We start from the raw sequence: 23,592 nt of genomic DNA, 5'->3' as shown, positions 1-23,592 counted from the left end.
GAGCCGGCTAAGGCGCTCAATCCACCTTCTTCTCGCCCCGCTCGCCGGCCTTGACGATGTCGCCCGTCGTGAACAGGATTTCCTTCAGCTCCGCGCGCCAGTCCTTCTTCTGGCGCAGCAGGAATTCCAGATCCATGCCGAAATGCTTGAACTCCTCGCCTTGCGCGTTCTTCATGATCGCGCGGGCTTGCGGGTCCTTCTCCACCGAGATGCGCTGTTCGTACCAGCCGATCGCTTCCGCCTCCTCGATCAGCGAGGTGATCATGCGGGCAAAGGTCCGCACCTTCTGCGACAGTTCTTCAGGCGGTTCGTGATACTGGTCGAAACCCATGTCGTCCTCCGTGAGCCATTCCCATGAATGCCTGGGAATGCCGCCGGTTCCGCCTTATCGCTGCAATTCCGCCAATGCCCGCTCCAGCGGCGCCGACGAAATCTGGATCGGTCCGGAGAACGCCACGTCCATGTCCAGAATCAGGTAGATCGCCCCGGCGATCAGTGCGGCCGACATCAAGAGGGTGGCGACAGTGATGGCATTCTGTGGCGCCCTGAACCCGAAGCTGGCGAAGATCAGCGCCAGCCATATAACCAGCATCGCGATCAGCGGCCAAGGGATCGCGCCCTCCGACTGCTCGACCAGGATCCAGCGCTGTTCCAGCACCTTCTGCAGGCGCTGGCGTGCATCCTGCAGAAGGGAACCACGTGCAGCGTCGGGCGGTGTCAGGGCATTCAGCCGTGAGCCGATCTCCGTCAGCAGATGTTCGGACAGCTGGTTGGCGGCGATAGTCGTCTCGCTGTTTTGTGACGAGGTGGTCACCACCCTCTGCACATAGGCGATCAGCGGCTGGCGCACCGCGTCGGTTTCCGGGCCATACAGGCGCAATGTCCTGTCGAGCAGGATCAGTTCCGTTGCATAGGCGTGCACATTGTGGTCGATCGATTCGAAGGTGTTCTTAGCAGAATTGATCATCAGGCCGAGCATCAGCGAGGTCATCACCCCGAACAGATTGGCGGCGAGCCGAACCACGGTGTTCGTGTCGTCATCACGATGTCTGGCTGGCAATCTCGGCCAGATCGCCATGCTGGCGAACGCCGCCCCCGCCAGGCACAGGAAGATCACCATTGCGATGAACGCTTCGAGCATCGCTCATCTCTGCACGGGACGCGCCAATTGCCAATGGCAGGGCGACCTGTCTAAAGCGAAAGTTGCGACGGCGTCAGCTGTTTCCCGCCGCTGTCTCACGAGACAGGCAGCGCGCCGCCCTCTTTGGTGCGCCGCGCGATGAATTCGTCGAGCACGCCTGATGTCGCGGCAGCCGATGCGGGCGGCTCGAAATCGGCAACCGCGCGCCGCCAGACCCCGGTGGCGCGTTCGTTTGCCGTCTTCGATCCGCTTTGCGTCCAGTTGCCGAAGTTCGACCAGTCGGCCACCAGCGGTTCGTAGAAGGCGGTGCGGTAGCGCGCCATGGTGTGGCCCGCCGAGAAGAAATGACCGCCCGGCTGCACTTCGGCGATCGCCTCGAAGCCGATAGAATCGTCGTCGCCGGGCGTCGCGGCGCAGAGTTCGGCGACCGTCTGCAGCGCCTCGATATCGGTGATCATCTTCTCGAAGGAGACGCTCAAGCCACCTTCCAGCCAGCCGGCGGCATGGATGCACATCGTTGCGCCGGCCAGCACCGAGCCCCACAGCGCGAACTGCGTTTCGTGTGCTGCCTGCGCGTCCGAGATGTTGGCTGCACTGCCGCCGCCGGACCGCCAGGGCAGTCCGGTGAAGCGCGCCAGCTGGCCGGCGCCCAGCGTCGCCTTGACATGCTCCGGCGTGCCGAAGGCCGGCGCTCCGGATTTCATGTCGACATTGGAGGAGAAGGAACCGTAGACGACCGGTGCGCCGGGCCGCACGATCTGCGCCAGCGTCAGGCCCGCCAGCGCTTCGGCATGCTGCAGCGCCAGAGCGCCGGCGACCGTGATCGGCGCCATCGCACCGGCCAGGCAGAACGGCGTGATGACGGAGACCTGGCCAGCCTTGGCGAAATCGATGATGCCTTGCGCCATCGGAATGTCGAGCTGGCGCGGCGAGTTGGTGTTGATCACCGTGTAGCAATGGGCGTTCGCCAGGAATTCGTCCTGCGACAGGCCGCGCGCCAGCCGGATCATCTCGAAACCATCCTCGACCTGCGGCGTGCCGCGCGCGAAGACGAACGGAAACTTGTCGGACAGCGTCAGCTGCGCGCGGTTGACGGCATAGTGGCGAAGGCGGTTGTCGACATCCTGCGGCTCGATGCAGGGGCCAAGCATGTGCAGCACGTCGAAATGCTGCACCAGCCGCAGAAGGTCCTCGAAATCGGCCAGCGTACCCGGCCGGCGGCCACGTTCGAGATCGGTGACGTTCGGCGCGCCGCATCCAGCCAGGAAAGTCATCGACCCGAGTTCCAGCGTCAGGTCGCGCGAACGGTCGCCAGCTTGCGCGTGGATCGACTTCGGCGCCGAGGCCAACGCCGCCACCACCATGTCGCGGCCGATGCGCACCATGTCGGTGTCCGGGTCGACCAGGGCGCCGGCGCTGGCGAAAACCTCTCGTGCCTGCGGCAGCAGCACCTTGATGCCGAGTTCTTCCAGCACGCGCAGCGCCGTGTCGTGGATGGCTGCCACCTGATCGTCCGAAAAGATCGGCTGCGGCAGGAACGGGTTCTTCAGCGACCGGTAATTGGGCCGGCGGCTGCTCTCGCTGCCGGCCTCGCCCGTGCGTCCGCGCCGGCGTTCGCGCCTGCTGTCTCGTGCCGCGTCATCGACCATCGAAAATCCTCCTCATTGCCGCATCGCCTTGCCCGAGGGATCGTAGGGCGAGGCCGCGATGATCCGCGCCGGCCGTTCGACGCCGACAATGTGCACCGAAAGCGCCGTCCCCTCCTCGGCAAAATCGTCGTCCACCAACGCCAGCGCGACGCTCTTGCCGATCGTGTAGCCAAATCCGCCCGAAGTAACGAAGCCGACGCGGCGGCCGTCGCGCCAGACCGGCTCGAAGCCGCTGGCGTCGGCGTCATGCGCATCGATCTCCAGCGTCACGATCCGTTGCGAGGTGCCGGCATCGCGCTCCTTGAGCGCCGCCTCGCGGCCGACGAAATCGCCCTTGTCGAAGGCGATGAAGCGGTCGAGGCCGGTCTGGCGTGGCGTGTAGCCCTGCGTGAATTCGCGCGACCAGATGCCGAAGCTTTTCTCCAGCCTGAGCGCATTCAGCGCATAGTAACCGATCTCGGCCAGGCCAATATCCTCGCCGGCGGCAAGCAGCGTGTCGCGCAGTGTGGCATGCGTGGCCACCGGGCAACTGATCTCGAAGCCGAGTTCTCCAGCGATGGAGAGGCGGGCGACCCGCGCCCGCACCATGCCGATGTCGAACGCGCCGCAGGCCATGAACGGCAATGCCGCGGCCGAGACGTCCTGATGCGTGGCGCGTTCGAGGATTTTCCGCGCGTTCGGCCCGGTCAGCAGGAAGCCGCTCATCGCGTCGGAAATGTCAGTGACGGCAACACCTTCCGCCGCGTGGCTCTCGAACCAGCGCATGTGGAATTCCCTGAGATAGTAGGAGCCCATCAGCCAATAGTCACTGCTGCCCCAGTTGATCACGGTGAGGTCGCCCTTCAGCCGCCCGTCCGGCCCGAGCATCGGCGCCAACCCCGCCTTTCCAGCTTTCGGCAGCTTGCAGGCAAGCAGCCGGTCAAGCCATGCCTCGGCGCTTGGCCCCGACACCGCATAGCGTGCGTAGGCCGAGATATCGACGAGGCCGGCGGCACGCCGGACCTGCAACGCCTCGTCGCCGACGATATCGAAGGCATTGGAACGCTTGAGCGTGGTGTTCTCGCGAAAACCCATCGGCGCGAAATAGGCCGGGATTTCCAGCCCCCACGATGCCGTCCATTCGCAGCCCGCCGCACTCATGCCGTCATAGGCGCCGGGGCGTTTCAAGGGCCTGCCCGCCGGCAGCCGCTCATTGGGAAAGCTCATGACGAAGCGGCGTGAATAGAATTGCCGCGTCGTCTGCTTGAGATATTCCCGGTTGGCGGCAAAGGCGCCGTAGCGGGCAATGTCCATGCCGAAGATATCGGCCTGCGGCTCGCCGTAAATCATCCATTCGGCCAGCGATTTGCCGACGCCACCGCCCTGGCTGAAGCCGGCCATGACGCCACAGGCGACCCAGTAATTTTTCAGGCCGCGCACCGGTCCGACGATCGGATTGCCGTCGGGGGTAAAGGTGAAGGCACCGTTGACCCATTTGCGGATGCCGGCTGTCGCCAGGCAGGGAAAGCGCTCATGTGCCTTGGCGAGCTCCGGGCTGATGCGGTCTATGTCTTCCGGGATCAGCTCGATGCCGTAGTCCCATGGCGCGCCATCCATGTTCCAGTGCTTCGGGTTCTGCTCGTAGACGCCGAGCAGCACGCCCTTGCGCTCCTGCCTGAGATAGGAAAACCCGTCCAGATCGACGGCGATACCGATCTCCCGGTCCAGTGCCGCGATCTCCGGAATGTCCTCGGTGATGAAATAGTGGTGCTCCATCGGCGTCACCGGCAAGTCGACACCGGCCATGCGGCCGAGCTGCTTGGCCCACAGCCCGCCGGCATTGACGACATGCTCGGCAACGATGGTGCCCTGCTCGGTGATGACGTCCCAGTGGCCGTCGGCGCGCGCCTTCAGCTCGACGACGCGGTTGCGCAGGATGATATCGGCGCCGCGCTTCTTCGCGGCACCGGCATAGGCATGTGTCGTGCCGTAGGGGTCGAGATGGCCTTCGTTGGCATCATGCAGGCCGCCGAGCACGCCGGTGACGTCGACGATCGGGCAGATTTCCTTGATCTCGTCGGGTGTCACCAGCCGGGCGGTTTCGATGCCGACTGACTGGAACACCGCCCAGGCCGATTTCAGCCATTCCCAGCGCTGGGGATCGCTGGCGATGTTGACGCCACCAGTCATGTGCAGGCCGATATTCTGGCCGGATTCAGCCTCGATCTCGCGGTAGAGGTTGATGGTGTAATCCTGCAGCGCCGCGACATTGGGATCGGCGTTGAGCGCATGGAAACCCGCCGCCGCATGCCAGGTCGAACCGGCGGTCAGTTCGGCACGCTCGATCAGCGCCACGTCAGACCAGCCGAACCGCGTCAGATGGTAGAGCACCGAAGCGCCGACCACCCCACCCCCGATAACCACTGCGCGGTAGTGCGACTTCAAGGCTTCCCTCCCGGTCTGTCAGAAGCCGCACCATATACGCACTGGACATAAGTGTCTAGTGCTGTGCTTGGGCACCCGAACGGATACGAGGGGATGATCAATTCTTGCGTCCGACGCGTGTTTTTCTCGGCGTGCGAACAAGCCGGCTGACCTGCATGCCGCGCTGTCACGCAAGCATCATGTTCGCGCCGTAGACCGCTTTGCGGGGGCGGCGCGCGGCATCATCGATGTGCCGCCTCTTTCAGCTTTTTCGTTCTTCGGCCGCTCCGGCACATCCGTCACAAGAGGATATCCATGAAACAGCTTTACCGAACCGCCTCGCTCGGCGTCGCGCTGGCCCTGTTCACCGCCTTGACGCCGGCGCTCGCCGACAGCACAGCGACCGCCCTTGTCAACAAGGGCCTGGTCGGCGTCGGCCGCATCCCGGCCGCCCAGCGCGACAAGTTCGGCGAGACGTTCGGCTCGGGCTCCGGCATGGCGATCGACACTGCTGGCTGGACGCATGATGCGGGCACCTACAAAGGGTCGCTCTGGCTGCTGCCGGATCGCGGCTACAATGTCGCCGGCACCACCGATTACCGGCCGCGCATCAACACCATCGGCATCGAATTCACCCCGGCGGCACCAGGCACCGCCGGCCAGGAGCAGACTGAAGTCAAGGCGACGCTTGCCGACACCATGCTTCTGACCGACGACAAGGGCGCCGACGCCACCGGCCTCGATCCGCTGTCGGATGTGCGCGCCGCCGCCGGCGACATGCCGATGCTACCCGCCGCCACCAATGGCAAGCTCGCCCTCGACAACGAGGCGATCGTGCGGCTGCCCGACGGCTCGATGTTCATCTCCGACGAATATGGTCCCAATATCTATCGGTTCTCGGCGCAAGGCCGCCTGCTGTCGGCGACCCAGCCGCCGGCGGCCCTCGTACCGACGCGCAAGGGCGCTCCGAATTTCTCCTCGGACAATCCTGGTCCAGGTGCTGCCGAGCCCGATCCGAAGGATCCCGATACCGGCCGCCAGAACAACCAGGGCCTGGAAGGCATGGCGATGACGCCGGACGGCAAGTTCCTGATCGCCGTGCTGCAGTCGGCGACCCGCCAGGATGGCGGCGATTCGGGTTCGACCCGGCAGAACACACGGGCGCTGGTCTATGACGCCTCCGACCTCGCCCATCTCAAGCTGGCGCATGAATATGTCGTGCCGCTGCCGGTGTTCAAGGATGCCAAGGGCAAGACCAAGGTCGCCGCGCAAAGCGAGATCGTGGCGCTGTCTGACACGGCGTTCCTGATGCTGGCGCGCGACAGCGGCAACGGACAAGGGGTGAAGGGTGACACCTCACTTCTGCGCCAGATCTTCGTCGTCGACGTTTCGACCGCGACCGACATCGCCGGCGGCGCCTTCGATGCCGCCGACAAGCCGGTCGCCCCCAAGGGCGTGCTCGATCCGTCGGTGACGCCGGCCAAGCTGACGCCGTTCATCGACATCAACGACAATGCGCAGCTCAATCGCTTCGGCCTGCACAATGGCGCGCCGAACGACCACAACAACCTCTCGGAAAAGTGGGAAGCGATGTCGCTGGCCAGCGTGCTCGACCCGAAACTGCCCGACGATTACTTCCTGTTCGTCGCCAATGACAACGACTTCCTGGCCCAGGACGGCTTCCAGGTCGGCGCCGCCTACAAGGCCGATGACGGCGCCAATGTCGACACCGTGTTCCTGGTCTATCAGGTCACGCTTCCCGGCCTCGCCAAGAAGTAGTCGCAGACAAAAAGGCGGGCGCGCTTGGCTCGTCCGCCTGTTTTAGCCCGGTCGAACCATCGATTGTGAAGGCTACTTCAAGAACTCCGCATCCTTCGGCACGCCCGCATCGATCGGCTCGGCCGTCCGGCTCGACACCGCCATGATCTTGCCGGCAGCCGACAAATTGGGACGCACGAAAACCTGGGCGGGGCCGTTGACGCGGCTGTAGAGGTCGATGATGTCCTGGTTCATGAAGCGCACGCAGCCCGACGATGCGTTCTTGCCGATGGAATCCCACTCCGGCGTGCCGTGCAGCCGGTACATCGTGTCCTTGCCATCGCGGAAGAGATAGAGCGCGCGGGCGCCGAGCGGGCTCTGCGGGCCGGGCGGCATGCCGTCCTTGAATTTCGCCAGTTCCGGCCGGCGCTTGATCATTTCCGGCGGCGGCGTCCACACCGGCCACTTCTTCCGCGCCTGGATCACGGCGCTGCCGGTCCAGCCGAAGCCGGCCTTGCCGAGGCTGACGCCGTAACGGATGGCCTTGCCGCCATCGCGCACCAGATAGAGGAAGTGCTCGGAGACATCGACGACGATCGTGCCGGGTTTTTCACCGGTCGGATCGGCCACGATCTGGCGCACGAACTTCGGATCGAGCTTGGCCACTGGGATGGCCGGCAGCTGAAAGCCCTCATCGGTGCGCGCGGTATACATTGTTGCGGTATCGCCGAGCGCAGGCTCGGGCGGCGCCGAGGCCACTGGCGGCGGCGTCACCACCTCCGTCGTGGTGCATCCTGAAACAGCCACGGCGGCCGCGCCCAAGGCGGACGCACCAAGAAACGCACGCCGGTTCAGGCGCTCGGAAAACAGCGTAATATCGGACATAATCCCCCCGGCTATTCATAAGATCTGGTAAGCAATGCGGGCCCCACGCCCCCGGGATCAATATCCCATTCCGGGAACTTTGAGAACATGATTAGATCAACATACGTCAGGCGGAATTTTCCGGCGCAGCATCGACCTGTCTCGTTGAATCGGCAATCATCACGGACCGGACTTGAGACAGGCCTTCAGCCATGACCGAAAAAATGCCCACGCGCCGGCGCACCGGCGACCTCACCAGCGGCCCGATCCCGCGCACGCTGCTGCTGTTTGCCTTGCCGGTGCTGGGCTCCAACGTGCTGCAGTCGCTCAACGGGTCGATCAATGCCGTCTGGGTCGGCCGCTTCCTCGGTGAATCGGCGCTGACCGCCACCTCCAACGCCAACCTCGTCCTGTTCCTGATCCTGGGCACGGTGTTCGGCATCGGCATGGCGGCGACCATCCTGGTGGCGCAGTCGGTCGGCGCCCGTGACCTGCCCGAGGCCCGCCGCATTGTCGGCACCAGCGCCACCTTCTTCTTCCTCGTCTCCATTGTCTTCGCCGTCTGCGGCTGGATCTGGGTCGACGCCATTCTCAACACGCTTGGCACACCCGCAGACGCCTTGCCGCTGGCGCGTTCCTATCTGCGCATCATCTTCGTCGCCGTGCCGATGATGAATCTTCTGTCCTTCGTCATGACCGTGCTGCGCGGTGCCGGCGATTCGCGCACGCCCTTCTTCTTCATGGCGCTGGCGGTGGTCCTCGATATCGTGCTCAACCCGCTGCTCATCCGCGGCATCGGACCCTTCCCGGAACTCGGAATTGCGGGCTCCGCCACTTCGACGCTGATCGGCCAGACGGTGAGCGTCATCGCCATTCTTGTCGTGCTCTATGTACGCAAGCATCCGTTGCGGCTGGCCGGCGCCAATCTCGCTCTGCTGCGGCCCGATCCGGCTTTGCTGCGCATAATCGTCTTCAAGGGCGTGCCGATGGGCCTGCAGATGATCGTCATCTCGGCGGCGGCACTGACCGTGATGGGCATCGTCAATGCCTACGGCTCACAGGTCGCCGCCGCCTACGGCATCGCCGCGCAGTTGTGGACCTACATCCAGATGCCGGCGCTGGCCATCGGTGCAGCGGTCTCCTCGATGGCAGCGCAGAATGTCGGCGCCGGCCGCTGGGATCGGATCGGCCGCATCGCCGCCTCCGGCGTCGGCTTCAACCTTGTCCTGACCGGCGCCCTGGTCGCGCTGCTGTGGCTCTTCGACCGCTCGATCCTCAGCCTGTTCCTGAGCAGCGACAGTGCTGCGATCGATATCGCCGCCCACATCAACTCTGTTGCGTCCTGGTCGTTCATCCTGTTCGGCATCACCATCGTGCTGTTCGCCACCGTACGTGCCACCGGTGCGGTGATGCCGCCACTGATCATCCTGGTGATCTCGGTGCTCATCGTGCGCACCGGCTTTGCCTATTTCATGCGCGGCGTGATCGGCGAGGAAGCGCTGTGGTGGAGTTTCCCGGCCGGCTCGATCACCTCGCTGGTTCTGGCCGCGGCCTATTACCGCTTCGGCGGCTGGCGCAGCTTGCACATGATCGAGAACAGGCCGGCCGCCGGCGAGCCGCCGGACACCGGGCTTGGCGTGCCGCGCGGGCGCGCCAACATGGCGCCGGAAACGCCGAACGGCTGAAAGCCGACTTCATTGACGCCGGCGACGCCGAACTGTCGGCGATCTATCGCGCATGCTTCGCGCCAAAAGCGAGCGCCACCAGGGAAAAGACCGTGATCATGCAGGCAAAGGCCAGGCTTGCCGTCGTTGCGGTGGTCCAATTCGACAGAATGCCGATACCGATGACCGGCAGCGCGTTGCCACAAAAACAGCAGATGAAAAAGGCCGACACCACCTCGGCGCGCCTGTCGGCAGGCGCAATCTGGTTGACCACTTGCAAACCGCCGCGATAGCCAAGCGCCGACGCCAAGCCGCAGCAGGCAGTGGCGATGATCATGATGGCCATCGAGCCGAAGAATTGTGCCGCCACAATCAATCCAACGGTGGGGATGATCAAGACCAGCGCCGCAAACATGGTGACACGGCTTGAGAGCCGCGTCGTCGCCAGAATGGTCACGGCGGCCACGATTGTGAGTTCGAAGAACACCGCGCCGGCTGCGGCATGGTTGGTCACCTTGAGCTGCTGCGCCAGGATGCTCGGCGCAAGTGCCGCATAGAAACCGACCAGTGCCATGGCACCGAAGCCGGTCACCGCAGGCGCCACGAAGCGGGCTCGGACGTTGCCAGGCACGGAAAGCCTGGGCCGCATCGAAATATCAGCCAGTTTCCCTGGTCGTGAAACGGTCTCGCGCGTGCGCAGGATCAATAGGGTGACCAGGACAAGCACAGCCAGATTGACAACGAAGGTCAGCCTGAGCGGCCATGGCGCATATTCGGCCAGCAGGCCCGCTCCCAGCGCGCCAAGTCCGAGACCCAGGAAATTGGTGCTGGTGGCGATCGTGGCGGCACGCGACTTGTCGCTGGTCGCGATCAGTTCGGTCAGCCATGCCGTGCCGGTTCCGGTACCGACGCCGATCGCCAGACCCATCAGAATCCGCGCGGCGTCGAGCCACGCAACATTTTCGGCGAACAGAAAAAGCAACGTGCTGACCACGGCCACAGCCATCGCCGCCAAGGCAGCCGGACGACGGCCGACTAGATCCGACACGCCGCCGAACATCAAAAGCGCCGCGAGATTGCCGATCACATACACGGCGTAGATCAGGGTCAGCGTGATCTGGGAGAAGCCGAACGCCTGCTTGTAGATGATGTAGAGCGGCGTCAGTGCCGTGCTGCCGGCAAACAAGACCGCGATCATGGCAGCGACGACCGCCCTTGCCGCAGCGCCGTCGAATTCGTTGTTACGTGTCAGGACGATGCTGTGAGCGGTCATTTCGACATCTTGGTCGGGGGATCTCATCACCAACGGCTTTGCGAGGCATGCGTTCCCCGCCTGAATTCACTCCTGCCAAGTTGAAGTTCGCCCATGGCGCTGGGCGAAATCCTCTCTTACCTTCGACCGGATTGGTAAGGGGAGAATCCATGGGCAAAGGCAGGGTCGAGGCATTCACCGATGGCGTGGTGGCCATCATCATCACCATCATGGTGCTGGACCTGAAGGTGCCTGAGGGCGAGGACATTTCGGCGCTGCTGCCGCAATGGCCGGTCTTCCTCTGCTATGTACTGTCCTTCATCAATGTCGGCATCTACTGGAACAATCTGCACAACATGTTCCACACCGTGCAGCGCGTCGACGGCCGGGTCCTTTGGGCGAACCTGCACCTGTTGTTCTGGCTGTCCTTGATGCCCGTAACGACTGCTTTCATGGGCGAGAACCATTTCGCCACGGTCCCGGTCGCGGTCTATGGCGTCGACCTCGCACTGTGCGCGACCGCCTATGCCATCCTGGTCCTGGCGCTGCACCGGCTGCATGGTCAGGATACCGCCTTTGCCAAGGCAATTGGCAATGACCGCAAGGGAAGGCTTTCGCTCGCCGTCTATATCGCAGCCGTTGCGCTGGCCTTCCTCAACCGGTGGGTCAGTGTGGGCCTCTACGTTGCCGTCGCCCTGGTCTGGCTTGTGCCGGATACGCGCTTTTCGCGCGTTCTCGAAAAATAACGCCAGGAATAGCCCTATTTGCGCATCGCCTTCAGCTTTTCCGCCACTGAAGCCGCAAGGTCGGCGTAGCGCTCCTCCAACCGTTCGGCTGCCTTGATGATCGAGAAATCATGGCCGAATTTCTCCAGCGCCATGCGCAGTTTCTCGACGAACTCGGCCTGTTTTTCCAGCGCGGCGAACAGTGTCTTGACCTGCGCTTCGCTGATATCGGGGTTGGCCAGCATCTGCGGCACCTCGCGCCCCATCTGGTCGCCGGTGGCGGTCTGCTCCTTCAGAATTACAACCCAGTCCGTCAATCGAAGATCTCCATTTTGCCCAGGCAAAAGGCTCCTTTTGCCCCGGCAGTGCCCAAGCAACATGCGCAGCCTCGACCGGAGTGGTCAACCCGAACACGTGTTGACGGAGGCTTGCGCAAGCCCGTTCGAGCGCTAAGTTCGGCGCCATCGAGAAAAGGACACCGTTGCTCATGATCACCGACGCCGAAATCCAGACCGCCCTGCCCGCGCTTGGCAAAGGCAACACCGCCGTCATCACCGGAGCCGCCAGCGGCATCGGTCTGGCAGCCGCCAAGCGGCTTGCGCTCATGGGCATGAAGATCGTGCTCGCCGACATTGGCGGCACCCGCCTTGACGATGCCTCCCGGGCGATCTCGGCCATTGCCGGCGACGACGCCGTGCTTGCCGTTGCGTCAGACGTGTCGAAGGCCGATGAGGTCGATCGTCTCGCCGATCGGGCATTCGGCGCCTTCGGCGAGGTCTCGCTGTTGATGAACAATGCCGGCGTCGGCGACAATCCCGGAAAGCCGTGGGAAAACCGCGATGCCTGGAAACGGCTGCTCGACATCAATTTCTGGGGCGTCGTGCATGGCGTCGAAGCCTTCGCGCCGCGCATGCTGGCGTCGGCCAGGCCAGGCCTGGTCATCAACACCGGCTCCAAGCAAGGCATTACCACGCCGCCCGGCAACCTGGCCTACAATGTCTCCAAGGCCGGCGTGAAGACATTCACCGAAGGCCTGGCGCATGCACTGCGCAACGAGCCGGGCGCCCGCCTCTCGGCGCATCTGCTGATCCCCGGCCTCACCTATACCGGCCTCACCGAAGGCGCGACGGAAAAGCCGGCTGGCGCCTGGACCGGCGAGCAGGTCGTTGATTTCATGCTGGAATCCCTGGTCAGGGGCGACTTCTACATCCTGTGCCCGGACAATGATGTAGCGCGGCCGCTGGACGAGAAACGCATGGCTTGGGCGATCGGCGACATCATCGAAAACCGGCCTGCTCTGTCGCGCTGGCATCCCGATCACAAGGATGCTTTCGCGGCCTTCGTGAAGCAATGAGCGTCGCCTCGAAAGCATGTCTTCGGACCTACCTCGAGGACAGGAACCGGTTTTCGGATCAGGTCACGCTCAAACAAGAACAGGCAGGACCCTGAGGTTGATTTCTCGTTCAATCTGAGGCGCTTACGCCGCGTTCTTTTTGAGGGACGCTTCTGCGTCACGACCTTTTTCGCCGCCATGGTGGCGATCTTCTCGATCATGCCGCTGGTCATGCCGCTTCGCTGCCCGCTCGCACTTGTCGCGGATCTCCTCGACCTCGGATTCGGTCAGGTGCTCGATGCCGATGAAATGGTTGTGGCCCTCGCTGACCCGGATCAACTCATCGAGCTTGGCCTGGATCGCGGCGCCGTCGCGGTTCTGGGTGTTCTGGATCAGGAACACCATCAGAAAGGTGATGATGGTCGTGCCGGTGTTGATCACCAATTGCCAGGTGTCCGAGAAACCGAAGAACGGCCCGCTCACCGCCCAGACGACGATGATCAGGCAGCAACCGACGAATGTCAGCGGCAGGCCGGTTATGTGGGCGACCCAGTTGGCGATCCTGGTGAAAAGCTTTTCCATCTGTCGATATCTCTCAATGGCTGCGGCGATGAGAAACAACCGGCGACCGTCTCAGGTTCCCGCCGGCTGGAAATACGTCAGGCACAATTGAATACACGCAAAGCGAGTATGCGTCAGAAAACACACCTTATCGGTTTAATGTCATAGTAACCGTGCAGGCAAGAGAGCCTGCTCCTTCCGCTTCACAGCGGTTTACCTCCAGCCCCTTCCGCTGCGCCACCCCCGCATGGCGGAAGGGGTTTCAGTCTGATGAGGGCGGAGCACGGGTCCCGAAAGCGCCGACCGGTCCAAGACATCACACTTTTCCTGGAATTGCTCTAAACGGCGTCGTTTTCCCAGCGATCGAGGAAGGCCCCGATCGGCATGGCCTGGATGTCGGGAACCGCCCTGGCGAGTTTATCGACCGGCCAATCCCACCAGGCGAGCGCTTCGATCCGCGCCGCTATGTCAGGGGCAAAGCGCGGCCGCAGCGGCTTTGCCGGCACGCCGGCGACGATCGAGTAGGACGGCACGTCCTGCGTCACCACCGCATTGGCGCCGATGACGGCGCCATTGCCGATGGTGATGCCAGGCATGACCACCGCGCCGTGGCCGACCCAGACGTCATGGCCAATGCTCACGGCTTTCGACTGCCGCCGCTCGCGGAATGCCGCATCGACACCCAGCCAGCGGAAATACTCGTTCGGCCGATAGCTGACCTTGTGCTGGGTCAGCCTTTCGATCGGATGCTCCAGCGCATTGATGCGGCTGTTGGCGGCGATCGAGCAGAATTTGCCGATGCTTGTGTAGATGGCTTCCGAATGGCGCTCGAAATAGGAGAAGTCGCCGACGCTGACGTCGCGCAGCACCACCCGCTCGCCGATCGAGGCGTAGCGGCCAAGCTTGCACGCCTTCAACTCCGCGGTCGGATGGATGCGCGGCTCGGGATCTTTCAGGACGAGGTTTTCGGAACGGTCCATCGGGGGGCTTTACCCCCGGACGATTGGTCCCGCAAGCCGGGGTCCCAACGCATAGCTTCGCCTATTACGGAAGCTCAACTTATAGTGCCCAGCCGCTCGGTTGCGACGCTGACGCATTCGTCGCAAATAAATGAGACCTTTTCAGCTACAAACCGCCTCTTTCCATCATTCTGGAACTCACATACCGAGCACACGAAAGTCATTGAGCTAGGTGTCCCAAACAGGCAAAGGCTGCCTTTGAATGCAGGGGCAATACATTTCTCGCAGCTGTATCTGGCATGACCGGCAAAGAATTTTCTGACGTCGTCATATTTCGCGCCGCAGAAGTCACATGCAATTGTCTGAGGCCGGCTCCGGGGCGGTGGGGAAATCATCGGGTCTCCTCAAGCATGACGTAAAGAGCCAGCTTCTGTCTCCAACTTAGTGGTGCCCTATCGGGGACCAATCGCCCAGCCTATTTCGGCTTGCCGTTGGTCCACACCACGCTCTGGCCGTACAGCGGCACGGTGGTGACCGACATTTTGGCCGAGCCGTTCTGCACCTGGCGCGAATGCGAGAGATAGATCAACGTCTCGTTGGTCTTGTCGTAGATGCGGTTCACCACCTGCTTCTTCCAGATCAGGCTGATGCCTTGCTTGAAAACCTCTTCGCCGCCCTCGCTCATGTCGATGTCGCCGATGGTGATCGGCCCAGTCTGACGGCAGGAGATCGAGGAATCGGAGGGATCCTCGAACCAGTTGCCCTTGTGCAGGCGATCGATGATGCCGCGATCGAAATAGGAAACGTGGCAGGTCACGCCCTCCACCTTCGGGTCCTTGATCGCCTCGACGATGATGTCATTGCCGAGCCAGTCGACGCCGACCTTGCCGACTTCCTCGGCGACGGCATTGCCAGCGCCCAGCATGACGCACGCGGCCACGGCGCCGCCGATCAGTTTTCGACCAATCCGTTCGCGCCCAATCAGTTCGAGCAAAGGAGCCTCCTGCGGTTCGAGTTGCCGGTCTCAGGTGGGACGCGTTGTGCGGCTTTGCAAGCACAAGCGTCAACACCACCGCGGTTGCGGCATCGCGGCACTTTGCCTGCGCAGGCCCGAACCGCTAAGAGTGTCGCACCGGCGCGGCATCGAGCCGGCGCGATGATTTCTGCAAACGGACTTTTCTGATGATGCGTTCTATCCTGGTCGGCATTCTCGTCCTTATGGCGGCCGGCATCGGCTGGCTGAGCTTCGACTGGTATCGCGGCCATTATGGCGGCGAACCATTCGGCGCCCCCTTCACTTTGGTCGACCAGAAAGGCGCACCGATCACCGAAGCCGCCTTCCGTGGGCAGCCCAGCGTCGTCTTCTTCGGCTTTACCCATTGCCCGGAAGTCTGCCCGACCACGCTGTTCGAACTCTCCGGCTGGCTGAAGACGCTCGGCGACGACGGCAAGACCTTGCATGCCTATTTCGTCTCGGTCGACCCGGAGCGTGATACGCCGGCGGTGATGAACGCCTATGTCAGCAACTTCTCCGACCGCATCATCGGCATTACGGGCGACCCGGACAAGGTCCATGCCATGGCCAAGTCGTTTGGCATCTACTGGAAGAAGGTCGACACCGGCGACGGCGACTACACGATGGATCACACGGCCTCGGTGCTGCTGCTCAACGCCAAGGGCGACTTTGCCGGCACGATCGCCTATGGCGAAAGCGCCAGCACCGCAGTCGAAAAGCTGAAGCGCCTCGCGGCCAAGGGTTGATACTGACTCGATGACCCAGACGCGGCTCCATTTCACCACCGGAAAGATCGAGGCGGAGCGCGTCTTCGCGACGCTCGAAATGGCCTTCGAGGATGAAGGCCTGCCGATCGCCGTGATCGAGGTCGACGAGGACCAGGATATCCACGAAGTCTCGCTTTATACCGATGGCGACGTCGATGCTGTCGAGGCGCGGATGAAGGACGTTCTCGCCGGCCTCGCTCTGTCGAAGCCGATCGAGCGCGAGGCGCTGCCCGACATCGACTGGGTCGTCCACTCTCTGGAAGGCCTGAAGCCGGTGCGCGCCGGCCGTTTCTTCGTCCACGGCGGGCATGATCGCACGAAGCGCCACAGCGGCGAACTCGCCATCGAGATCGAAGCCGGGCTCGCCTTCGGCACCGGCCATCACGGCACCACCGCCGGCTGCCTCGAAATGCTGGAGAAAGTGGTGCGGCGCGAGCGCCCGCGCAACGCGCTCGACCTCGGCACCGGCAGCGCCGTGCTGGCGATCGCCGTCGCCAAGCTGGCGCATATTCCGGTGCTGGCCACTGACATCGATCCGGTGGCGGTGAAGGTCGCCGCCGCCAATGCACGGCTAAACCACGTCAAGGGGCTGATCGAAACAGTGACCGCGCCGGGCTTCCACCACCCGATCTTCGGCAAGCGCGGCCCCTTCGATCTCATCGTCGCCAACATATTGGCACGGCCGCTGATGCGGCTGGCGCCGCAAATGGCCGGACACATCGCGCTTGGCGGCTCGATCGTGCTGTCAGGCATCCTCGAGCGCCAGCGCGACGCCGTCATTTCCGCCTATGTTGGCCAGAATTTTCGGCACGTGCGCACGCTGCACCGCGAGGGCTGGGTGACGATTCACCTCAAGCATTGAGGCCGGCAAGACACTGCCAGCCTCGACGGCGTCAATTCCTAGAACTTGATGCCCAGATTGGCCTTGAAGCCATTGTCGAAGGCATCCGCCCCGAACTGTCCGGCATAGGACAGGCCAAGCGTGGCATTGTGTGCCAATTGCACGTCGAAGCCGGCTTCGACCAGCACCGCATCCCTGGCGATCGGCACGCCGGCAATGGTGAAGCTGTCACCACCCGCGAAGGCGACGGTCGATAGCGGCGTCACATCGCCGAAAGCATGGCGCCAGCCGAGCATGCCGCGCGCGGTCGCCGCCACGCCGCCAAGGGTGACGTCGGTCGAAGCCCTGACGCCAAGCGTGGTGAAGGTCGCATCGGTGGTTGAACTGTTGCTGGTCAACGCCGCGGCGCCGCCGCTCTCGGCAAAACCATCGGTGTGCAGATTGACATAAGCAAGATTGGCGAAGGGCTCGAAGGCAAACGGCCCGGCATCGGTCTTGTAGGCCAGTTCGCCGAAGGCCTGCCCGGTCGCGGCGTCGTAATCGGCCGACAGACTGTCGGTGAAGCCCTGGAAAGCGACTGAGCGCGATGTCGAGATCCGGTGCCAGGTGTAGGCGGCACCGGTGCGCAAGGCGACAGCGCCCCAGTTGGTCCCGCCATAGAGGCCGAGATGATAATTGTCGCTGTCGCCGGAAGAGTTCCTGTCATCGGCATCGAAGCTGGTGCGGCTGTAGCCGCCGACCACGCCGATGCGCCAGTTGCCGGCCAGGCCGTCGGCGCCGACCAGCAGGCCGCCGGTCGAACGATCGAAGGCAGCCGCATTGCCGTCGCTGTCGGCACCGCCCCACGAGCCAAATCCCTGCGACCAGACGGCGAAACGGTCCGTGTCGGCGGCGACGGGCTGAACGCCGTCCTCGCCATAGGCCATGACCGGCAGCGAGGCGGTTTTGCCGCTGTCACCGAAGGCGGCGCGCAGGCGCGCCGTCACCGCGTCTTGCAGGAAGCGGCTGTCCTGCACCAGCATGCCCTTGGCCGAGGCATGGATTTCGCCGGAAAGCTGGTCGAAAGCGGCCTGCGCCGCCGCGTCGCTCGGCAGAGCAAGCACCGCGCTGACCAAGGCACTGCTGGCCGCGCTGTCCAGCCCGTCACCGGTGGCAATCTGGTTCGGCGTCACGCCGGCCGAGCCGAAGGTCTGTGTCTGGATGACGTCGACATAGGCCTGCGTCGTGATCGAGTGGGTGCTCAGACGGACGAAGGCGGAGACCTGCGGATCGCCCACCAGGGTGAAGGTTCCGGCCACGCTGGCGGCTTGAAGCACGACGTAGTGGGAGCCCGCCACCAGGTCGTCCAGCCCAATATTGGTCACGCTCAAGCCGGCGCCTGGGGCTATGCTTGCCGTGCCTACGGCAACGATCCGATCGGTAGCACCGGCGGAATTCAGTTCGACCGCATAGGTCGAGCCGGCTGCGAAGCTGGCGTCGCCATAGACCGCCAGCGCGCCGATGCCATTCTTGCCGGGGGCGACCGTGCCGGAAACAGCGATCGACCCAACCGAACCACCGCCGCCGAGCGTGGCGCCGCTGTCGACAGTAATGGCCGAACCGATCAGGGAGCCGGAAACCAGCAAGGTACCGGCCTTCACCTCGGTCCCGCCCGACAAGGCGTTCGTACCCGACAGCTCGAAAGTTCCCGTGCCGTCCTTGATCAGTCCGTTGGTACCCGTGATGACGCCCGAAAACACCGTCGAGCCATTGTTGCCTCCGGTCGTCAGCTTGCCTGTCCCGGCATTGACCGCTCCGGCGCCGGCAAGCGAGCCGATCGCCTGGTCGAAATTGTTGAGATCAAGCGTTGCACCGCTTTCGATCGTATAGGCGCTGTTAGCGCTGAAAATGTTGGCGGCGAACAGGCCCGCCTTGAGCGTGCCTTGGGCGACATCGGTGGCCGTGGCATAGGTGTTGTTGCCAGCAAAACCGTCCACTGTCAGCGTTCCGGCCCCCGTCTTGGTAAACGTCCCGCTCGGCGTGCTGTCGTCTCCCATGCTGGCGGTCGTGGTGACGTCAAAGCCGTTTGTGTCAATGGTGCCGCCGGCGGAGCCAAACAGGATCGAAACATTCGGAAGGGTAAGGTTCGCACCCGCCTGCAGCGTGCCGCCATCCAGCGTGATCGGCCCCAAACCCAAAGCATAATCGGCCGTGACCCGGATCGTTCCCTCCTCGATCCGGGCGCCGGAGCCGAAACTGTTGTTGTTGGTCAGCACGAGCGTGCCGGCGCCGGTCTTGACGATCGCGGATGGATCGCTGAGGTCCGAAATCTGGCCGGCATAGGTTCCGGTTGCCCCGGATCCGACATTGATGGTCTGGCTGAGATCGATGGTCAGGTCGTTGTTGATCGTGACGCCATCCTGGATATCGATCACCGTTCCACTGAAGGCGGAAAGCAGGCCGGTTCCCAGCGCGTTGTTGTTGCCGAGGCTGAGCGTGCCGCCGTAGAGGTTGGTGCCGCCGGTGTAGGTGTTTGCGCCATTCAAGGTAAGCAAGCCGTCACCGCTCTTGGTGAGGCTTGCGCCCGAGATCACTCCATCGGCCGTAAAATGAGCACCGGCATCGACCGTGACGACAGTGTCGGAGACGAAATTGAAACTGCCGCCGGCGTCCAGGTCGGGAATGAAATTGTTCGTCTGCACGTTGATCGAGGCCTGCCCGGAGGCCTGGAAATTCAAAACGCCGTTTGAAAACCGGTAACCGCCAGAGGTGCTCGTGGCATTCAAGTTCAGCGTGCCGACCGTATAGGGTCCGCCAGTCAGGAAAACGGTATAGCCGAGCCCCTGGTCCGGCGCATCATGGTTGAAGTTCGCGACCGCATCGACGCCGTTGGGAACCGTTGCGGGAGTCCAGTTCGCAGCCGTACCCCAATCGCCGCTGTTGTGAGCGAAATCCTCGGCCGAGGCGACACCTGACGTGATCGGCGTTACAGCGGCCACGATCAGCCCGGCTAACAGCAGAGCGGGAAGCGACGTGGACGACAGAAGCGAGCCCGCAAGCCGCTCGTTCACCTCGCCCTCGCCTTTGGCACGCACTGTAGAAACGGAATGTCTCATGAAAATCCCCCGACCAGCCATCCATTGGCTGAATCGACCCTTGAAGCCCATGGCGACGCTACGAAAACCGCCGCCGACAGACAAGCGAATGTAGGCCGTAAAAATTACCGGAACCAAGCAACACAGAGCCCAGACAAGAAATCAGAGCAACTCCGTTGCGAATTTGCATCAATCAATAGTTGGCCACACCAGATGCCAAACTGCGCACAAGCGCGGTTTTTGCCGACTGACTGGCTCAGGATATAGTCCTCTTTTTCAACATCGATCCTGCAAGCGGCGCATGGCCAGCATCATGGCTTTCAACAGCGTGCCGGAACTGTTCCCCGACACCAACCCTGACCGAAAGGCCCACCCCCGGCGGTCAAGACAAGAAAACCCGAACCAGATAACTTGCCGTGCGAAGTGACGCACGCTCAAAAAGCAGCCTTTGCTGACTTTTTCTGGTTGCAATTCCCTGGTGCTGGCGGCAGCGCAGCAATGCCGCGTCGTGTCGGCGATGAACAACGACAACCCAGCCTTCGTGCTGCTGGACCAGCCCCATTTGGTTGTCAGCCAAGCGGCGCTGTAGCAGGTTGCGCCGGCCGGAAATCGATTCCGATTTCCGGGCCTATAGGCTACGGTCAGGCCAGCATCAGGAGGCCCATCATGTTCCAGACCTTCGATTCCGCAGGCGACCCTTCCGTCGGCAAGCCGCGCGTGGCGCTGCTGCGTCAGTGGCTGGCCGCGAATGGCCTCGATGGTTTCATCGTTCCGCGTGCGGACGAGCATCAGGGCGAATATGTCGCCGATCGTTCGGCACGGCTGAAATGGCTGACCGGCTTCAGCGGCTCGGCCGGTGTCGCCATCGTTTTGCGCGACCGCGCCTTCGTCTTTGTCGACGGACGCTACACGCTGCAGGTGCGAAATGAGGTCGATCTCGACATCTTTTCGATCGAAAGCCTGGTCGACAACCCGCCCGCCGTCTGGCTCAAGGACAATATCGGCAAGGGCGCGCGGCTGGGCTTCGATCCCTGGCTGCACACGATCAGCGAGGTCAAGGCCCTGCAGGCCTCGGCCGACAAGACCGGCGCCGTTCTGGTGCCGCTCGACAGGAACCCGATCGACATCATCTGGAAGGATCAGCCCGAGGCGCCGGTGGCCCCGGTCGAGCTGCACCCGATCGGCTTTGCCGGCGAGCTCGCCAAGGACAAGTTGGCGCGGCTGGCGGTGGCGATCGGCAAGGACGGCGCCGCCCATGCGGTGCTGACCGACCCCTCCTCCATCGCCTGGGCTTTCAACATCCGTGGCGGCGACGTGCCGCACACGCCGCTGGCGCTCGGCTTCGCCATCCTCGCCGCCGACGGATCGCACCAATTGTTCATGGACAAGCGCAAATTCCCGCGCCAGGTCGCGGCCTATCTCACCCAGCTCGCCGATCTGCATGAGCCCGGCGAATTCGAAGCGGCGATCGCAGCGCTTGCCAAGGGTGGCGCCAAGATCGCGCTCGACCCGGTGCTGGCGGCCGACCGGCTGCGCATGCTGGTCGAGGACAATGGCGGCACCGTGATTGCCGCGCCGGATCCTGCCCGCATCCCGCGCGCCACCAAGAACCAGGCCGAGATCAATGGCTCGCGCGCCGCGCATCGCCGTGACGGCGCGGCGGTGGCGAAGCTCCTGTGCTGGCTGGAGCGGCAAAAACCCGGCTCGCTCGACGAGATCGCGGTCGTCATCAGGCTGGAAGAGAGCCGCCGGCAGACCGGCGAGGAAACGCAGATGCCGCTGCGCGACGTCTCCTTCGATACCATTTCCGGCGCCGGCCCGAACGGCGCCATCATGCACTACCGCGTGTCGCGCGCCACCAGCCGCAAGCTGCAGGCCGGCGGGCTGTTCCTGCTCGATTCCGGCGCGCAGTATCAGGACGGCACCACCGACATCACCCGCACCGTGCCGATCGGCCAGCCGACCGAGGAGATGCGCGAACGCTTCACGCTGGTGCTGAAAGGCATGATCGGCATTTCCAGGCTGCGCTTCCCCGCCGGCACGCGCGGCTCGGAGATCGACGCTGTCGCCCGCATGGCGCTGTGGAAGCATGGCTGCGACTTCGCCCATGGCACCGGCCATGGCGTCGGCTCGTATCTCGCCGTGCATGAAGGCCCGCAACGCATTGCCCGCACCGGCACCGAAAAGCTGCTCGAAGGCATGATGCTGTCCAACGAGCCCGGCTATTACAAGGAAGGCGCCTACGGCATCCGCATCGAGAACCTTATCCTGGTGACGCCGGCCGAACAGATCGAGGGCGGCGACATCGCCATGCACGGCTTCGAGACGCTGACGCTGGCGCCGATCGACAAGCGGCTGGTGCGGTCAGACCTGCTGACGCGCGAGGAGCTGCATTGGCTCGACGCCTACCATGGCTGGGTGCTGGCCGAGATCGGGCCGATGCTTGATGGCGAGACGCTGGCCTGGCTTGAAAAGGCAACCGCGCCGCTGCCGCACGACGCGAAGATTTGAGCGGGCTGATATTCAGCTTGGAAGGCTGACGCTGCCCTATCCCACAAATTGGCGCGCCAGGATCAGCACCGCCGCACCGGCCAAGAACATCGACATCAGCCCGCCGCGCAGCGAGACCACGGCGGTGACGGCCAATGCCGCCCATTCGGCTGGTCCGGCATTCAACAGCTCCGGCGCCACCAACGTCGTCAGCACGGCTGCCGGCACGGCGTTGAGGCCGGCCTCGACGCGCGGATGGATGTTGTCGAAGCGAGAGATGACCAGATGCCCACCGATGCGCGTCAGATAGGTGGCGATCGCGCCGGCGATGATGATCCAGAAGGTCGTGCTCATGGCCGCTCTCCCACGCCACTATGGTGCGGTGGCAGGATGACCGCGAGCAGCACGCCGGCAATGGCGCCGATCGAGACGTGCCAAGGCGAGCCCACCGTCTTGTAGGCGATGATCGAGGCGCAGGCACTGGCGACCACCACCGGCAGCCACAGCGGCCGCTTGCGGAAGCCCATCACCAGGCCGAGAAAGTAGATCGGCAGCAGGAAATCGATGCCCAGCGCATGCGTGTCGGGGATGAGCTTGCCGAACACCGCGCCGAGCGCGCTTTCGATCACCCAGAACACATAGACCGGCAGGCCAAGCCCCAGATACCAGGCGAAGCCGACGGTCTGGCCGGATTGCGCCCTCGCCTCGGCCACCGCGAACTGCGGATCGGTGAGGATGAAATAGCCGATTGCCTGTTGGATGACAGGCCAGTGCGCGATGCGCCGGCCGATGCCGGCGGAGTAGAGCACATGGCGGAAATTGACGGCGAAGATCGACAGCACGATCAGCCACGGCGCGACATGCTGGCCAAACAGCTGGATGCCGACCATCTGGCTGGCGCCGCCATAGATCAGCGCGCTCATCAGGAAGGCTTCGAGGATCGAGAAGCCATTGTCGACGGCAAGCGCCCCGAACAGCACCGCGAACGGCGCCGACGCCACCACGACAGGCATGGAGAGCCGCACGCCTTGCCAGAAGTCGCTTTTGCCGCCGCCCTCTGAGATCACGTCCGTCGCCATCACCACTCCTGCTGCAT

General features: G+C 63.5%; 22 protein-coding genes. 8 read left to right on the top strand and 14 right to left on the bottom strand.

Annotation, left to right across the window (positions count from 1 at the left end; genetic code table 11):
* Window positions 1–16: 16 nt before the first annotated feature.
* The 4 genes from AC0V7N_RS19750 to AC0V7N_RS19735 all read right to left on the bottom strand — a co-directional run bounded on the left by AC0V7N_RS19750 (window position 17) and on the right by AC0V7N_RS19735 (window position 5,214).
* Complete coding sequence (locus AC0V7N_RS19750; RefSeq protein ID WP_095087016.1) at window positions 17–331, bottom strand: ferritin family protein; 315 nt, start codon at window positions 329–331, stop codon at window positions 17–19.
* Window positions 332–385: 54 nt separating this feature from the next.
* A complete protein-coding gene (locus AC0V7N_RS19745; protein ID WP_475450132.1) occupies window positions 386–1,141 on the bottom strand; it encodes a bestrophin-like domain in 756 nt (251 codons plus the stop codon).
* Between the two features lie 95 nt (window positions 1,142–1,236).
* Entirely contained in the window at window positions 1,237–2,790 is a 1,554-nt protein-coding gene (locus AC0V7N_RS19740; RefSeq protein ID WP_475450131.1) for a trimethylamine methyltransferase family protein, read from the bottom strand.
* Between the two features lie 12 nt (window positions 2,791–2,802).
* Window positions 2,803–5,214 carry a GcvT family protein gene (locus AC0V7N_RS19735; protein ID WP_475450130.1) on the bottom strand — a complete coding sequence of 804 codons (2,412 nt, stop codon included), beginning with the start codon at window positions 5,212–5,214 and terminating at the stop codon, window positions 2,803–2,805.
* Between the two features lie 294 nt (window positions 5,215–5,508).
* Here AC0V7N_RS19735 and AC0V7N_RS19730 point away from each other — a divergent pair, with 294 nt between their 5' ends.
* Window positions 5,509–6,972, top strand: a complete 1,464-nt coding sequence (locus AC0V7N_RS19730; RefSeq protein ID WP_475450129.1) for an esterase-like activity of phytase family protein — start codon at window positions 5,509–5,511, stop codon at window positions 6,970–6,972.
* Window positions 6,973–7,044: 72 nt separating this feature from the next.
* Here AC0V7N_RS19730 and AC0V7N_RS19725 read toward each other — a convergent pair whose 3' ends face one another.
* Window positions 7,045–7,836, bottom strand: a complete 792-nt coding sequence (locus AC0V7N_RS19725; protein WP_475450128.1) for a L,D-transpeptidase — start codon at window positions 7,834–7,836, stop codon at window positions 7,045–7,047.
* A 191-nt stretch (window positions 7,837–8,027) separates the two neighbouring features.
* Here AC0V7N_RS19725 and AC0V7N_RS19720 point away from each other — a divergent pair, with 191 nt between their 5' ends.
* Window positions 8,028–9,500: an MATE family efflux transporter gene (locus AC0V7N_RS19720; RefSeq protein WP_475450127.1), complete on the top strand. Its 1,473-nt coding sequence runs from the start codon at window positions 8,028–8,030 to the stop codon at window positions 9,498–9,500.
* A 43-nt stretch (window positions 9,501–9,543) separates the two neighbouring features.
* Here AC0V7N_RS19720 and AC0V7N_RS19715 read toward each other — a convergent pair whose 3' ends face one another.
* Window positions 9,544–10,752, bottom strand: coding sequence for an MFS transporter (locus AC0V7N_RS19715; RefSeq protein WP_475450126.1), 1,209 nt, complete (start codon window positions 10,750–10,752; stop codon window positions 9,544–9,546).
* Between the two features lie 149 nt (window positions 10,753–10,901).
* Here AC0V7N_RS19715 and AC0V7N_RS19710 point away from each other — a divergent pair, with 149 nt between their 5' ends.
* A complete protein-coding gene (locus tag AC0V7N_RS19710) occupies window positions 10,902–11,477 on the top strand; it encodes a TMEM175 family protein (protein WP_475450125.1) in 576 nt (191 codons plus the stop codon).
* 14 nt (window positions 11,478–11,491) lie between these two features.
* On the opposite strand, the gene AC0V7N_RS19705 is transcribed toward AC0V7N_RS19710, so the two are convergent.
* On the bottom strand, window positions 11,492–11,773 hold the full coding sequence (locus tag AC0V7N_RS19705; RefSeq protein ID WP_475450124.1) for a hypothetical protein: 282 nt from the start codon (window positions 11,771–11,773) through the stop codon (window positions 11,492–11,494).
* A gap of 170 nt (window positions 11,774–11,943) precedes the next feature.
* Here AC0V7N_RS19705 and AC0V7N_RS19700 point away from each other — a divergent pair, with 170 nt between their 5' ends.
* On the top strand, window positions 11,944–12,810 hold the full coding sequence (locus AC0V7N_RS19700; protein WP_475450123.1) for an SDR family NAD(P)-dependent oxidoreductase: 867 nt from the start codon (window positions 11,944–11,946) through the stop codon (window positions 12,808–12,810).
* Window positions 12,811–12,933: 123 nt separating this feature from the next.
* Here the strand turns inward: AC0V7N_RS19700 and AC0V7N_RS19695 are convergent, their stop codons facing one another.
* From AC0V7N_RS19695 to AC0V7N_RS19680, 4 genes are all read right to left on the bottom strand, one after another.
* Window positions 12,934–13,371 carry a low affinity iron permease family protein gene (locus AC0V7N_RS19695; protein ID WP_496627200.1) on the bottom strand — a complete coding sequence of 146 codons (438 nt, stop codon included), beginning with the start codon at window positions 13,369–13,371 and terminating at the stop codon, window positions 12,934–12,936.
* A gap of 317 nt (window positions 13,372–13,688) precedes the next feature.
* Window positions 13,689–14,330, bottom strand: coding sequence for a transferase hexapeptide repeat family protein (locus AC0V7N_RS19690; RefSeq protein WP_475450121.1), 642 nt, complete (start codon window positions 14,328–14,330; stop codon window positions 13,689–13,691).
* A gap of 74 nt (window positions 14,331–14,404) precedes the next feature.
* Entirely contained in the window at window positions 14,405–14,704 is a 300-nt protein-coding gene (locus tag AC0V7N_RS19685) for a ClpX C4-type zinc finger protein (RefSeq protein ID WP_475450120.1), read from the bottom strand.
* 80 nt (window positions 14,705–14,784) lie between these two features.
* The gene (locus AC0V7N_RS19680) at window positions 14,785–15,303 is read right to left on the bottom strand and encodes a CreA family protein (protein WP_475450119.1); all 519 of its coding nucleotides are present in this window, start codon (window positions 15,301–15,303) and stop codon (window positions 14,785–14,787) included.
* A 188-nt stretch (window positions 15,304–15,491) separates the two neighbouring features.
* Here AC0V7N_RS19680 and AC0V7N_RS19675 point away from each other — a divergent pair, with 188 nt between their 5' ends.
* On the top strand, window positions 15,492–16,070 hold the full coding sequence (locus tag AC0V7N_RS19675; protein ID WP_475450118.1) for an SCO family protein: 579 nt from the start codon (window positions 15,492–15,494) through the stop codon (window positions 16,068–16,070).
* Between the two features lie 10 nt (window positions 16,071–16,080).
* Entirely contained in the window at window positions 16,081–16,953 is an 873-nt protein-coding gene (locus AC0V7N_RS19670) for a 50S ribosomal protein L11 methyltransferase (RefSeq protein WP_475450117.1), read from the top strand.
* A gap of 38 nt (window positions 16,954–16,991) precedes the next feature.
* On the opposite strand, the gene AC0V7N_RS19665 is transcribed toward AC0V7N_RS19670, so the two are convergent.
* A complete protein-coding gene (locus tag AC0V7N_RS19665) occupies window positions 16,992–20,027 on the bottom strand; it encodes an autotransporter outer membrane beta-barrel domain-containing protein (RefSeq protein ID WP_475450116.1) in 3,036 nt (1,011 codons plus the stop codon).
* Between the two features lie 427 nt (window positions 20,028–20,454).
* Here AC0V7N_RS19665 and AC0V7N_RS19660 point away from each other — a divergent pair, with 427 nt between their 5' ends.
* Together AC0V7N_RS19660 and AC0V7N_RS19655 are read left to right on the top strand one after the other, a co-directional pair.
* On the top strand, window positions 20,455–20,595 hold the full coding sequence (locus tag AC0V7N_RS19660) for a hypothetical protein (RefSeq protein ID WP_475450115.1): 141 nt from the start codon (window positions 20,455–20,457) through the stop codon (window positions 20,593–20,595).
* A gap of 77 nt (window positions 20,596–20,672) precedes the next feature.
* Window positions 20,673–22,517, top strand: coding sequence for an aminopeptidase P family protein (locus AC0V7N_RS19655; RefSeq protein ID WP_475450114.1), 1,845 nt, complete (start codon window positions 20,673–20,675; stop codon window positions 22,515–22,517).
* Window positions 22,518–22,553: 36 nt separating this feature from the next.
* Here AC0V7N_RS19655 and AC0V7N_RS19650 read toward each other — a convergent pair whose 3' ends face one another.
* Entirely contained in the window at window positions 22,554–22,850 is a 297-nt protein-coding gene (locus AC0V7N_RS19650; RefSeq protein WP_475450113.1) for an AzlD family protein, read from the bottom strand.
* Window positions 22,847–23,575: an AzlC family ABC transporter permease gene (locus tag AC0V7N_RS19645; RefSeq protein ID WP_475450112.1), complete on the bottom strand. Its 729-nt coding sequence runs from the start codon at window positions 23,573–23,575 to the stop codon at window positions 22,847–22,849. Before AC0V7N_RS19645 ends, AC0V7N_RS19650 begins: the two co-directional genes overlap by 4 nt.
* Window positions 23,576–23,592 lie beyond the last annotated feature (17 nt).

This window comes from Mesorhizobium kamtschaticum, assembly GCF_056174585.1.
Note: the sequence above shows the minus strand (reverse complement) of the source record. Positions and strands in the feature narration are given on the sequence as shown.